We start from the raw sequence: 12,977 nt of genomic DNA on the forward strand, positions 1-12,977 counted from the left end.
GTGAAATGTTTTATTATTCGTTTAACTGTGCCAAAGGAAGCAGCTGATAGCTACCATCTTGCGTTCCTGCGATATTGATGGTGTAATGCTGCATGTTGCCGTCGTTGTCCAGGGTTGAGATAACGATGTTATCGCCTTGGCGGTTGATGGTAAGCTGCTCGGCAGAAGGCAGGGCGGCAGAGGCTACTTCATAAATCTGATTGAAATCTTCATGAATGCTTCTTTCTGTTTCAGATGAAGTCTTCCCGGCATTGCCGGAAGTTTTCTCCTTATTGTCAGAAGAGGTCTCTTCTGTATTTCTTGCAGTCTTCCCAGCATGCTTCTCGCTTCTTTCTGCGATATCCTTTCTTTTGGTAAGGGCAATCTTGTTTGACTTCATTTCCTGCGGAGTCACGATATCCTGGGTTGCAGCCAGGAAGAGGGAGTCGGCACGTTCCATCTTTTCGTATGCATTCAGGTTCCCGTCTTCATCCTCGGAAGATGGCTGCGAGCGAACCACCTGCTCTGTAGGAACCAGGTTGGCGAAACCAGGTTGTTGTTCAGAAGAGGATGAGAAATAATTCTTGATAGGGAAGAGCAGGAAGATGAGTCCTGCCAGCATCGCCGTAGCGAGAAGAATGGCTGAGAGGCGTACCCATCTTGTTTCGTGCTTCTTAGAAACAGGTTGAAGAATATTCGGAGTATAGTTCTCCATTCCCAGCATCAGGTTTCTGATGTCGAGATCCTCATCCGTTAAATCCTTATTCTCGCAATGGCGATAGAAATCAGCCAATGCCTGTTCTTCCTCCACGCTGGTATCAGCATCGAGGTAGCGCTCTATCAGCTCGTGGCGATAGGTTATATCTTTTAGTTTCTTCATTTCTTTCATTTTTAGAGTTTATGACTTTATCATTTTCAGCAATGATCTTCTTGCTGCAGAAATCATCGTCTTGGTGCTCGTCTTGTTGGCTCCGCAGATTTCGGCAATCTCATCGAGGCTCTTTCCCTCGCTTCTCAATAGCAGCATTCTTCTCTGCGTATCCGGAAGCCTGTCCATCGCCCTGTTGAGTCGTCTTTGCGTATCTTCGCCGATGATGGTCTGGTCGGTACGCTCGGTTGCCGTACAGATTTCTGCAGGATGCTTCATCTGTTCCAGCGATGCCGTCTGGGCTTTGTTGCGTCTCAGATGGTCGATGCAGAGATTCCTGGCTATCGTCATACCTAAGGCCTCGATGCTCTGGTATTCAGAGAGCCTTTCGCGCATCTTCCAGAGCTTCACCAGGGTTTCCTGCACGATGTCGTCGGCTTCTTCGGCAAGGGTTCCTGCCGAGAGATAGCGTTGACAATGTGCCGTCAACCTGGGGCGCATTTCCTGGGCGATATGTTCAAATTCTGTTTCTTCCATTTGTTCCTTTTTATGTGTATGACGCAAGAAGAGGCGAAAGGTAAACAAAAAAATGCTACCTTCGCACATTTCCGTGCAAAGATAGCATAAAAATTTGAGATATAGACATATCTTTTATCTTATTTGTGGATGAAGTGGTTTATTCCTCTGTTTTTGCCATCATTACAATGATATTACAGGTGTAGAAAATCAGTGATGTAACAGTTTTGTAATACTTATGTTTTACGGTAGAAATATCTTCTCCTTACCTTTGCAGTCGAAATGAAGAAGATGTCTTTCCGCATCATCGGAAAAGATTTCATTCGGAATAAAGAAAATCAGATTTACGTGTATATATAATAAGGTAAGAAATGAAGAAGAAAACGTATTTGTTGATGGCACTCACGATGGTGTCGATGGGAATGAATGCCCAGAATTCTGGAAACAGCTCTTTGGAGAAGGGCATCGGGGAATTCATCAAGACAATGAAAATTGGTGGAACCATCCGCTCTAAGTATGAGTACCAGACCGAAGAGGGGGAGGGACGATTCGAGGTGCGTACAGCCCGCATCAACGTGACTGGCAATGTAACACCTCAGGTAAGCTATAAGGCGGAAATCGACCTCTGCGACGAGGGTAAGATTAAGATGCTCGATGCCTATACACGCATCAAGCCTTGGAAGACCCTGCAGTTCACCATCGGTCAGGAGCGTGTGCCATTCACCATTGATGCTCACCGTTCTCCTCATCAGCAGTACTTCGCCAACCGTTCGTTCATCGCCAAGCAGGTGGGTAACGTGCGCGATGTGGGTGCTGAAATAGGATACACCTGGAATGTTGGCTTCCCTATCGTGGTGAATGCCGGTATCTTCAACGGTTCGGGCTTGACCAACCAGAAGGATTACTGGACCAAGGGTGTTAACTATTCTGCCAAGGCTCAGTTCCTCTTTCCGAATGTGAATCTGGTGTTGAGTACCCAGAAGATCAAGCCATCTGATATTACGGTAACGATGTATGATGGTGGTATCACCTTCCATAAGGGCGGTTTCATTGCTGAGGCTGAGTATCTTTACAAGCATTACAGCAAGGATGCCTTCCACGATGTGCATGCGTTCGATGGTTTCGTATGCTATGACATTCCGGTCATCAATCAGAAGAGCATCATCAGGAAGGTTTCGCCATTGGCAAGATATGATTTCATGAGCGACCACAGCGATGGTACCCGATATGGCGGTTCTGATACTGAGCTTGGTGCCTTGAAGATAAACGATTACAAGCGCCATCGTGTAACTGGCGGAGTAACCCTGAGCCTTGCCAAGCCATTCATCTCGGATATCCGTATCAACTACGAGAAGTATTTCTATCGCAAGGGTGGTGTAGCTAAGACTTCAGAAAAGGATAAGATTGTTGTGGAGTTCATGACTAAATTTTAGTCATGATAAAACTTGTTTTTGGATGTAATAAGCGAGGGTGTGTCATAAGCCACATCCCATACGCCCTGAAAGGGCAGAAGCTCCTAGCCCAGGGTAACACCCTGGGTATATAATGGGATAAAGAAGTCGCCCTGTAAGGGCAAAAGCTTTGTATTTGAGAAGCTTTTGCCCTTACAGGGCGTCTTTCTTGCTTATGCGTAACCCAGAGTGTTACCCTGGGCTAGGAGCTTCTGCCCTTTCAGGGCGTGCTGCTAATAACAGGGCGTGCTGCTAATAACAACTTTTCGTTTTATTATAGCATTCCCTTAGAGCTAGGAAGCTCGAAGTGATAGATGTCTCTCTTTACCGCCATTTTCAGCGAACGGGCAAGCGCCTTGAAGATGCCTTCTATCTTGTGATGCTCGTTCTCGCCCTCAGCCTTGATGTTGAGGTTCATCTTTGCTGCATCACTCAGACTCTTGAAGAAATGCTTGAACATCTCGGTTGGCATTTCGCCCACCTTCTCTCTGTGGAACTCTGCATCCCAGATCAACCATGGACGGCCACCGAAATCCAATGCCACCTGACAGAGACAATCATCCATCGGCAGACTATAGCCGTATCTTTCTATTCCGCGCTTGTCGCCCAGCGCCTGCAGCAGGCATTCGCCCAGGGCAATACCCGTATCTTCAATGGTGTGATGCTCATCCACATAGAGGTCGCCCTTGGTGTGGATGGTGAGGTCCATCATGCCGTGCTTGCCTATCTGCTCCAGCATGTGGTCGAAGAAACCGAGACCGGTAGAAATGTCGCATTTGCCGCTGCCATCAAGATTTACCTTGATGTAGATATCCGTCTCCTTGGTGGTGCGCTTCACCTCGGCAATGCGGTCGCCGGCAAAGAGAATCTCAGCAATCTTATCCCAGTCCATACCGTCTTTTCCGAGAATCAGACTCTTGCAACCCAGGTTTTCGGCAAGCTGGGCATCCGTCTCACGGTCGCCGATTACATAACTGTTTGCCAGGTCGTATGCCGGGTTGTCGATATATTCGGTCAGCATGCCCGTGCCCGGCTTTCTCATCGGCGAGTTATCCTCCGGGAAGTGGCGGTCGATGTGCTGCTTGCTGAAGTGGATGCCCTCGCTCTCCAGGGTCTGGATGATGAAGTTGTGTACTGGCCAGAAGGTATCCTCTGGGAAGGAGTCGGTGCCCAGTCCGTCCTGGTTGCTCACCATCACCAGCTCGTAGTCGGTGTGCTGGGCAATGAAGGCGAGGTTGCGGAATACGCCCTTGGTGAATACCAGCTTCTCGAAGCTGTCAATCTGTTCGTCCGCTGGTTCCTGAATCAGGGTTCCATCGCGGTCGATGAAGAGTAATCTTGTCTGTTTCATGTCTCTTTCTATCTCATTTTTATGTTAATATGATTAATACTTCTTGTATTCCTCTTCTTCTGTAGCCATCTGCTCTATGCCGGCTACAGCCATCTGCTGCTGATTCTCCTTCAGTTTTTTCTTTTCCTCATCCTGCACCTTGTAGGATGCATACTGGTAAGCCAGTGCGATGCCGAGCCAGGTGAGGGCATAGATGATGAGCAGGCTGGTGAGGGTGAAGACGAGGAAGAGGAGTGGGGTGAAATAGCCCGGTACGCCGAGCGGATCGCCCTGGAGTGCACCCAACTGTGAGTAGAGCTGGGCGATGATGAGGATGATGGTAGGCACAGCTGCGATAAAGGTGGCGATGCCTACAATCATCATGCCCAGGAAGCAGGTCATGAGGAAGCCTCCGAAGTGGCGGAGGATGCGGACCAGCGATTTGCCCGGCTTGCGCTTTTCGCCCTGAGGGCAGAGCTGCTTGTGGGGCAGGAGATGCCAGAATGATACTGCCGCCATCACGAGGGTGGCTGCGTAGATGATGGTTTGCAGGATGAATGAAGCCATCGGATTCGCTTCTCCCCAATCGTGAAGCGACTTGTTGGGGAGGAGAAAGTAAAGTACGATTGCCAGCAATACTGCGAAGGGCACGTGAGTAACCCAGGTCTGCTTGACGAGCGAACGGATATCGCTCGTTACGGTATTGTAGGATGCTTTCATGCAGGCAGTTATGCTGCGTTGCTTAAATAATTCATTTACTTCCATAGTTATAATGATTTGATGCTGTTTAACTATTCCGAAAAATCACTTTTGACCTTTTTGGTCTTTAAAAGTTTCTTCTGAATTCTGAGCAGGTGATGGCGGTAGCGATCGCTACGTTCAGACTATCGGCAGTGGCTCTTCCTTCCGGGAAGTTCGGGATGAGCAGTCTTCGGTTCACCTTCTTGGCAAGGGCAGGCGAAATGCCTTTTCCTTCATTTCCCATCACGATGAGTCCCCGGTTTTCCAACTGCTGTTGATAGATGTTGTCGCCATCGAGCAGGGTGCCATATACGGGTACATCTGCAGGCAGCGATTCTACTAGAGCCAGCAGGTTGCCATATTCCACCTTCACTCTCGCAATGCTGCCCATCGTGGCCTGTACCACCTTCGGGTTATACACGTCGGCAGTATCCTGACTGCAGTAGATGTGGGTGATGCCAAACCAGTCGGCAATGCGGATGATGGTGCCCAGGTTGCCCGGGTCTTGCACGCCATCCAGGGCGAGGCTCAGTTCCTGGGTGTTGATTTTAGAAAAGCCGAAGTTCTTCTCCTCCGTCTCTTCCTGAGAGTTGTTGGAATCCTGCTTATTGCAGCCCGTATCCTGTCTGAACACAGCCAGCACCTGCTGCGGATGCTGCAGGAAGCTCACCTTCTTCAGCTCCTCCTCGGTCACCTCTATCACTTCTGTCTGATCCGCAAGGTGCTTGTCGTGGAGCCACTCCTGGGTAGCCACAATGAGGTCGGCAGGTTGCAGGGCGAGCAGGTCATCTACTACCTTGAAACCTTCCGCCACGAACTTTCCTTCCTTGTTGCGGTTCTTCTTCAGTTCGAGCGAACGAATGTATTTTATCTTATTCTTGCTAATCATTTGTTGTTGTTTCTAATCTTTAATGGATGCAAAGGTACTCAATTTTCTTTAAAGTGGCAAAATAGTTGTATTAAATTTTGGAAAAGTGAAAAAAAGACTGTATATTTGCAGCATATTTCATAAAATAGGAGATTATACAATGAATACAATTGCTTTAGATAACAAGACATACAGTAATGTGGAGTGGTATGCTCGGCAGAATAACATCAGTGTAACTGAGGCTGTAATATCTGTATTGAACTCTTTCTTGGATAAGATCAAAACTAAAGAACATCCTAAGAATAAGTTCTATATATCCCCTGAAGTAAAGGCTTTGGAGGTTGGGTTTAAATGCCCTGAAGGATTATCTGAAGATTATAAGGAAGAAAAGGCTGACGCATTAATGGAGAAATATTTATGAAACTATTTTTAGATACTAATGTCTTGATAGATTTTATCATGGAACGTCCTCTGTTTTATGATGCTGCTGCTATGATAGTATCGTATGCATTTGAAAAGAAAGTCTCAATTTGTGTATCAACTCTGTCAATAGTTACAGCGAATTTTATTTGTGTAGAACGTTGCAAAATGCCGATAGATATTTTCCGTCGTAAAATAGACTTTCTGCGTGCCTTTATTGAAGTATGTTCTGTTGATTCTTCTGATATCTATCACTCGTATGATGCAGGATGGAAAGATTTTGAGGATGGAGTACAGTATTATTCTGCGTTACGTTCGGGTTCAGATTATTTAGTAACCAGAAATTCTAAAGATTTTGAAGAGAGTGCTATTAAGGTGGTTTCTACAGAAGAAGCGTGTTCCTTATTGTAGTTAAAAGATGAGAATTTTGAAAATACAGAAGATTTCAGTTCTCGCCCTGCCACTGCTTCTGGCTGGATGTTCTGCCAGCAAGTATGTGCAGGAGGGGGAGTATATATTAAATAAGGTGGAAGTGAAGAGCGACTCTGCAGAATATGATGCAGGGGCGCTCAAGCAGTATGTGCGACAGAAAGAGAAGCCAAAGCTCTTTGCACTCTTTAAAAACCCATTCAGCAAGAAGCCCGTCATCTATGATTCCATTCAGGCCCGACTCACTTGCCAGGACCTGCTCACGGCGATGCAGAATCAGGGATTCCTGCACGCTGGCGTATCCCTCTATACTACCATTCACGGAGAGGATTGGGCGAAGGGCGGTAACAAGAATGAGCTGGATGGCGAGAATGAGAATGCGGATGGAAAGAACGGGAATGCGAAGGGCAGGAAGCGGAAGAAAGCCCCGAAGCTGGATGCCACCTATCTGTTGCATCCTGGTGAGCCGTTCTTCATCGGCAAGGTGGAGTATGACATAGAGGATAAGAACATACAGGATAGATTGCAGCTGGATAATCCTGATAACCAGATGCTGAAGCCGGGAATGCGTTTCACGGTAGAGGCGCTGGACAATGAGCGCAAGCGTATTTCCAATCTTCTCATTGATGATGGATACTTCCGCTTCAACAAGGATTTCATCCACTTTTCTGCAGATACCATTACGGGCAGCAAAGACATCGGCGTTACCCTGCATCTGATGAACTACAAGGCTAACAGTAATGCGCCGGAAACCCCACACTCACGATACGAGATCAGGAAAATCAACTATCTCAGCAACGACAGCGACCGCATCCACCTGCGCCATCAGGTGCTCCTGAATGCCACTGCCCTGAAGGAGGGAAGTCCATACAGCGCCTCTGCCCTGCAACGTACGTATAATAATTTCGCACGCCTGCAGGCGGTGAAATATACCAATATCCGATTCGTGGAAGCTCCCGATAGCGGAATGCTCGATTGCAATATCCAGATCAGCACCAACAAGCCTTCTACCATCTCCTTCCAGCCGGAAGGAACCAATACGGCTGGCGACCTGGGTGCTGCGGCTTCGCTCACCTATACCAACAGAAACCTCTTCCGCGGTAGCGAACAGCTGAGTATCGAGCTGCGTGGTGCTTACGAGGCTATCACCGGACTGGAGGGCTATCAGGACCAGAACTATCAGGAGTATTCGATAGAGAGCAAACTGGTGTTCCCACGCTTCGTGGCACCGCTGCTGTCTAAGAATTTCAGAAGAAGACAGACTGCCAATACGGAGTATTCGGTGGCCTGGGACCTCCAGAACCGTCCGGAGTTCCATCGTCGCGTCTTCTCCATGGCATGGCGCTACCGCTGGGCTGAACCCCGCCATCATCTCAACTGGCGATTCGACCTGCTCGACCTCAACTATGTGTATATGCCTTGGATTTCAGAGACTTTCAAGCGCGACTATCTGGATGATGTAGATAACAGAAATGCCATCCTGCGCTATAACTACGAGGATATCTTCATCATGAAGATGGGATTCGGCTTGACCTATAGCGATGAGGTAGATGCCTTCCGACTGAATGTGGAGTCTTCGGGCAATCTGCTCAGCGCTTTCTCCAAGGCGCTGAATTTCAAGATAAATTCTCAGGGACAGCGTACCTTCATCAATATCGCCTATGCCCAGTATGCCAAGGCTGATTTCGACTACACCCATCTGGTGCGCTTCGACGACCGCAATGTGCTGGCGCTGCATGCAGGCATCGGCGTGGCGTATCCTTACGGCAACAGTAAGGTGTTGCCTTTCGAGAAACGGTATTTTTCGGGTGGTGCCAACTCGGTGAGAGGCTGGGGCGTAAGAGAGCTGGGACCTGGCGGATACAAGGGCAATGACGGGCGCATCGACTTCATCAACCAGACGGGTGATATGAAGCTCGACCTGAATGCCGAGTACCGCACTCCTTTGTTCTGGAAATTTGAAGGTGCCCTGTTTGTGGATGCAGGTAATATCTGGACGCTCAGAAAATATGATGAGCAGCCTAACGGACAGTTTAAGTTAGATAAGTTCTATAAGCAGATTGCTGCGGCGTATGGTATGGGTCTGAGGTTGAACTTCGATTATTTCATCCTCCGTTTCGATATGGGTATGAAGGCAATCAATCCTGCCTACGAGAGTGGGGATGAGCATTGGGCGATTATTCACCCAAAGCTCAGTCGCGATTTCGCCTTTCACTTCGCGGTAGGTTTACCATTCTAATCTTCCATACCCCGTTCTCGATACGCATCGGCAGGTGGAAGTCGGCCTCTTCTACGAGGTGGGCTTCCTGCCCGATGGTGTCCATCTGCAGAAAATTATATACGGTGATGCTGACGGTGGCGTTCGCTCCGTCGTCGCTGAAGTCGATGTCGTTGATCTCTATCGTGGCAGCCTCAGCCTTGGTGCGCAGCAGATCCACATCCGCCTGATGCACGTTGCTGGCAGCATAGCGGAGCCAGGGTTCTGAACTCTGGGTGCAGTACTTCAGAGTCTTGGGGAACTGCCAGTTGAAGTAGTAGGTGGCGAATGAATCGATATCATTCTCCAGCTGGTCTTCGTCACCCTGATGAGATTGGCATCCCGTAAGGGTGTAAGCGCTTGCTAGTATGGCTGCTACGGCGATAGCCATACAGGATATTGTTTTCCTAACCATGTTTTCTAAATCTTAAAATTTCTATTTATTTGCTTATTTTGGACACAAAGATAGTAAAAAACTTTGTAATAAGAATCTTTTTTGCTAACTTTGCAGGGAAAATAACAATTAAAATGCTAAAATTTATATCCTTTGGCAGTGGAAGCAGTGGCAACAGCTACTATCTTTACACTGAGACGGATTCGCTATTGATAGACGTAGGAGTAGGTATCAGAACCCTGAAAAAGCACTTCCATAACTATGGATTGCGCTTCGAGGATGTGCATCATATCCTCATTACCCATGACCACGCCGACCATGTAAAGTCGGTGGGGAGCTTGAGTACTGACTATCATCTACCAGTATATGCAACCCGTAAAGTTCATGCAGGTATCGAGCGCAACTACTGCGTCCGAAAGAAAATCGTGCCCAATCATGCGCACATCATGGAGAAAGGTGTGCCGTTCCAGGTGGGCGAGTTCAGGGTTACTCCGTTTGGGGTGCCTCACGACAGTACGGATAATGTGGGCTATTTCGTGGAGCACGAGGGGGTCACATTCTGTCTGATTACGGATGTGGGACACATCACGGAAGAGATTCAGGAGTTCATCGGCAAGGCGAACTATCTGGTGCTCGAATCGAACTATAGCGTGGAGATGCTTCAGGCTGGAAAATATCCTCAGTATCTGAAGGACAGAATCCTGGGGCCGAACGGTCATCTCAGCAATGATGAGTGTGCCCATGCGCTTGCCGACTTCGCCACTCCGAGCCTCCGCCACGTTTGGCTCTGCCATCTCAGTGAGGAGAACAATCATCCCGAACTGGCGAGAAAGACCGTGGAGCAGATTCTCAGGAGCAAGGGCATCATTGCCGGAAAGGACTTTGAGCTGGAAGTGCTGAAGCGGAAGACGCCTAGCGAGATTTATAAATTGGTATAAATTCCCGGCCCGCCCTGAATCAATGATTGCTGGCTTAAGAGAATGACCGGAAGTTCTATTCCCGGCCCGCCCTGAATCAATGATTGCTGGCTTAAGAGAATGAATAGGATTTCTATTCCCGGCCCGCCCTGAAAGGGCAGAAGCTCTTAGCCCAGGGTAACACCCTGGGTTATACATAAGCAAAAGAAAGTCGCCCTGTAAGGGCAAAAGCTTCTCAATACCAAGCTTTTGCCCTTACAGGGCGACTCTGTTATATCCCTATGTACCCAGGGCGATGCCCTGGGCTAGGAGCTTCTGCCCTTTCAGGGCGTGTGGATGCAAACTGGGTGTGTGGATGCAAGCACCACTTGGAACATGCCGGGCATTGCCTAAATCATACTGATTTTTTAGATTTTATCCAATGCCTGCTTGATATCATCCAGGATATCCTCTACATCCTCGATACCTACTGACAATCGGATCAAGTCTGGCGCAACGCCTGCCTCCTTCAACTGCTCGTCTGAAAGCTGACGGTGGGTATGGCTGGCAGGGTGGAGCACGCAGGTGCGGGCATCTGCCACATGAGTCACGATGTTGATCATATCCAGTGAATCCATGAACTTGATGGCAGTCTCACGGTCGCCCTTCAATCCGAAGGCGATGACGCCGCAGGTGCCGTTTGGCATGTACTTCTGGGCAAGATCGTAATACTCGTCGCCCTTCAGTCCGCTATAGTGAACCCAAGCCACACGCTCATCATTCTGCAGGAACTCAGCCACCTTCTGCGCATTCTCGCAATGCTGGCGCATACGCAGGTGCAGGCTCTGGAGACCCAGGTTCAGGATGAATGAGTTCATCGGCGCAGGGATGGAACCCAGGTCGCGCATCAACTGTGCCACGAGCTTGGTGGTGTATCCCATCTTGCCGAAAGCCTTCACGTAGGTGAGTCCGTGGTAGCTCTCATCCGGTGTGCAGAGACCAGGGAATTTCTCGGCATTCGCCATCCAGTCGAAGTTGCCGCTATCTACTACTACGCCGCCTACCTGCGATGCGGTACCGTCCATATACTTGGTGGTAGAGTGGGTAACGATGTCGGCACCCCACTCGAATGGGCGGCAGTTGATAGGTGTGGCGAAGGTGTTATCTACGATGAGAGGCACGCCGTTCTTGTGAGCGATGCGGGCGAACTTCTCGATGTCGAGCACGGCACAGCCAGGGTTGCTGATGGTTTCGCCGAACACCACCTTGGTGTTAGGGCGGAAAGCCTTCTGGATTTCCTCCTCGCTGGCGTTAGGGTTTACGAAGGTGCACTCGATGCCGAGCTTCTTCAGGGTAACGCCGAAGAGATTGAAGGTGCCGCCGTAGATTTCGTTAGAGGTAACGATGTGGTCGCCAGCCTCGCAGATGTTGAATACGGCATAGAAGTTGGCTGCCTGACCGCTTGAGGTCAATACGGCACCCACGCCACCTTCGAGCTGAGCGATTTTCTTTGCCACAGCATCATTGGTAGGGTTCTGGAGTCGGGTATAGAAGTAGCCCTCCTTCTTCAGGTCGAAGAGCATCGCCATCTCCTCAGAGTTGTCGTATTTGAATGTAGTACTCTGATAGATAGGCACTTCTATCGGTTCACCGTTCTTCGGCTCATAGCCTCCCTGCACGCAGAGGGAAGCAACACGTAATTTCTTTTCCATTGTCGGTTATTCTTTTATTTTGTTATAATTGTTCTTCTTAAAGTGGACTCAGTTATTTCATGAAGACGAAATACACGGCAGCGATGAGGCAGACGAATGCGGCAAAGTGATTCCAATGCAGGCCCTGCCCCTGGAAGAGGATGTTGGCGATGATGGCGAAGACGATGAGCGACACGCACTCTTGTATCACTTTGAGCTGTACCAGATTGAATGGACCGCCGTTGTCGATGAATCCGATGCGGTTGGCTGGTACCTGGCAGCAGTATTCGAAGAAGGCGATCGCCCAACTGAAGGCGATGACTCCGATGAGTGGCCAGTTGCTGCTGGTGCCCGTCTGCTGGAGTTTGAGATGTCCATACCATGCGAGCGTCATGAAGATGTTGCTCAGCACGAGGAGCAGGATAGTGTATATTCCGTTCATATTCTCTTATGTTTTTGATTTCTTAATTGATAAGATTTCTCTTATATTCTCTTATGTTCTTTGAAGCTCTACATATATAATAATGTATAAGTGGCTGCAAAGATACACTTTTTCTCTTGAAAATGTATGGAAAATCAGGAAAATGCGCATGAAAAAGAAAAAAGTTGCCGAAAAATTTGGTGGTGTCAGAAAAAAGCAGTACCTTTGCAACCGATTTTGAGAAATAACTCAAATGCTAAGCTTGCTGCACCCTTAGCTCAGTTGGTAGAGCAACTGACTCTTAATCAGTGGGTCTAGGGTTCGAATCCCTAAGGGTGTACAAAAAAGCTCCGAAGAAGTTCATCTTTCTTCGGAGCTTTTTTTGTTTCATCTTTTTTCATCTGTTTTTTTTCATCGGATTACACGGAAGAAACGGACTTTTGTTGGAGAGCACAATCCCGCTAGGCGTTCCGGCGGATTTGAAATCCGCCGTTAAAAAATGTTCGACCTCTTAAAACTGGGGGATTTGAAATCCCCCAACAAAAGGAAAAGCATACTCCTTTGCTGCGGATTTTAAATCCGCAAAATAAAGTGGTCGAACCTTTTTTAACGCCGGATTTCAAATCCGGCGGGACGCCTAGCGAAGCCTCTTCCTTTTGAATAGGCATTGCTTTCAGCGAAGCCTCTTCCTTTTGAATAGGCATTGCTTTCAGCGA

At 48.4% G+C, this 12,977-nt stretch carries 14 protein-coding genes and 1 tRNA gene; 6 read left to right on the forward strand and 9 right to left on the reverse strand.

The window, feature by feature from the left end; genetic code table 11:
• Window positions 1-13: 13 nt before the first annotated feature.
• A complete protein-coding gene (locus AAAT87_RS05650; protein ID WP_349225879.1) occupies window positions 14-859 on the reverse strand; it encodes a hypothetical protein in 846 nt (281 codons plus the stop codon).
• Between the two features lie 18 nt (window positions 860-877).
• Window positions 878-1,384, reverse strand: a complete 507-nt coding sequence (locus AAAT87_RS05655; RefSeq protein ID WP_295025367.1) for an RNA polymerase sigma factor — start codon at window positions 1,382-1,384, stop codon at window positions 878-880.
• 350 nt (window positions 1,385-1,734) lie between these two features.
• Here AAAT87_RS05655 and AAAT87_RS05660 point away from each other — a divergent pair, with 350 nt between their 5' ends.
• The gene (locus AAAT87_RS05660) at window positions 1,735-2,796 is read left to right on the forward strand and encodes a porin (protein ID WP_349225880.1); all 1,062 of its coding nucleotides are present in this window, start codon (window positions 1,735-1,737) and stop codon (window positions 2,794-2,796) included.
• Between the two features lie 292 nt (window positions 2,797-3,088).
• Here AAAT87_RS05660 and hisB read toward each other — a convergent pair whose 3' ends face one another.
• The 3 genes from hisB to AAAT87_RS05675 all read right to left on the reverse strand — a co-directional run bounded on the left by hisB (window position 3,089) and on the right by AAAT87_RS05675 (window position 5,774).
• Window positions 3,089-4,165: a bifunctional histidinol-phosphatase/imidazoleglycerol-phosphate dehydratase HisB gene (hisB, locus tag AAAT87_RS05665; protein WP_295025622.1), complete on the reverse strand. Its 1,077-nt coding sequence runs from the start codon at window positions 4,163-4,165 to the stop codon at window positions 3,089-3,091.
• A 33-nt stretch (window positions 4,166-4,198) separates the two neighbouring features.
• The gene (locus tag AAAT87_RS05670) at window positions 4,199-4,909 is read right to left on the reverse strand and encodes a hypothetical protein (RefSeq protein ID WP_349225881.1); all 711 of its coding nucleotides are present in this window, start codon (window positions 4,907-4,909) and stop codon (window positions 4,199-4,201) included.
• Window positions 4,910-4,970: 61 nt separating this feature from the next.
• On the reverse strand, window positions 4,971-5,774 hold the full coding sequence (locus AAAT87_RS05675; protein WP_349225882.1) for an RNA methyltransferase: 804 nt from the start codon (window positions 5,772-5,774) through the stop codon (window positions 4,971-4,973).
• 139 nt (window positions 5,775-5,913) lie between these two features.
• On the opposite strand from AAAT87_RS05675, the gene AAAT87_RS05680 reads away from it, so the two are divergent.
• From AAAT87_RS05680 to tamL, 3 genes are read left to right on the forward strand one after another with little or no spacing between them, the layout of a single operon-like run.
• Window positions 5,914-6,174, forward strand: coding sequence for a DUF6364 family protein (locus AAAT87_RS05680; RefSeq protein WP_295025629.1), 261 nt, complete (start codon window positions 5,914-5,916; stop codon window positions 6,172-6,174).
• Window positions 6,171-6,584 (forward strand): type II toxin-antitoxin system VapC family toxin, encoded by a 414-nt coding sequence (locus AAAT87_RS05685; RefSeq protein WP_298532018.1) that lies wholly within the window; start codon window positions 6,171-6,173, stop codon window positions 6,582-6,584. The genes AAAT87_RS05680 and AAAT87_RS05685 overlap by 4 nt, the downstream gene beginning before the upstream one ends.
• Before the next feature lie 16 nt (window positions 6,585-6,600).
• Complete coding sequence (tamL, locus tag AAAT87_RS05690) at window positions 6,601-8,841, forward strand: translocation and assembly module lipoprotein TamL (RefSeq protein ID WP_487250782.1); 2,241 nt, start codon at window positions 6,601-6,603, stop codon at window positions 8,839-8,841.
• Here the strand turns inward: tamL and AAAT87_RS05695 are convergent.
• Complete coding sequence (locus tag AAAT87_RS05695) at window positions 8,795-9,274, reverse strand: hypothetical protein (RefSeq protein WP_349225884.1); 480 nt, start codon at window positions 9,272-9,274, stop codon at window positions 8,795-8,797. The genes tamL and AAAT87_RS05695 overlap by 47 nt on opposite strands.
• A 113-nt stretch (window positions 9,275-9,387) precedes the next feature.
• Between AAAT87_RS05695 and AAAT87_RS05700 the strand changes: the two genes are divergently transcribed.
• Window positions 9,388-10,191: an MBL fold metallo-hydrolase gene (locus tag AAAT87_RS05700; protein WP_349225885.1), complete on the forward strand. Its 804-nt coding sequence runs from the start codon at window positions 9,388-9,390 to the stop codon at window positions 10,189-10,191.
• A gap of 386 nt (window positions 10,192-10,577) precedes the next feature.
• On the opposite strand, the gene AAAT87_RS05705 is transcribed toward AAAT87_RS05700, so the two are convergent.
• Together AAAT87_RS05705 and AAAT87_RS05710 are read right to left on the reverse strand one after the other, a co-directional pair.
• Window positions 10,578-11,861, reverse strand: a complete 1,284-nt coding sequence (locus tag AAAT87_RS05705; RefSeq protein ID WP_089545348.1) for an O-acetylhomoserine aminocarboxypropyltransferase/cysteine synthase family protein — start codon at window positions 11,859-11,861, stop codon at window positions 10,578-10,580.
• Window positions 11,862-11,913: 52 nt separating this feature from the next.
• Window positions 11,914-12,282 carry a DMT family protein gene (locus AAAT87_RS05710; protein ID WP_118312373.1) on the reverse strand — a complete coding sequence of 123 codons (369 nt, stop codon included), beginning with the start codon at window positions 12,280-12,282 and terminating at the stop codon, window positions 11,914-11,916.
• Between the two features lie 246 nt (window positions 12,283-12,528).
• Between AAAT87_RS05710 and AAAT87_RS05715 the strand changes: the two genes are divergently transcribed.
• Window positions 12,529-12,601, forward strand: a tRNA-Lys gene (locus AAAT87_RS05715).
• Window positions 12,602-12,722: 121 nt separating this feature from the next.
• On the opposite strand, the gene AAAT87_RS05720 is transcribed toward AAAT87_RS05715, so the two are convergent.
• A partial coding sequence (locus AAAT87_RS05720; RefSeq protein ID WP_349225886.1) for a hypothetical protein occupies window positions 12,723-12,977 on the reverse strand: 255 nt, incomplete at its 5' end.

The organism is Segatella sinensis (assembly GCF_040095255.1).
Lineage (GTDB): Bacteria > Bacteroidota > Bacteroidia > Bacteroidales > Bacteroidaceae > Prevotella > Prevotella sinensis.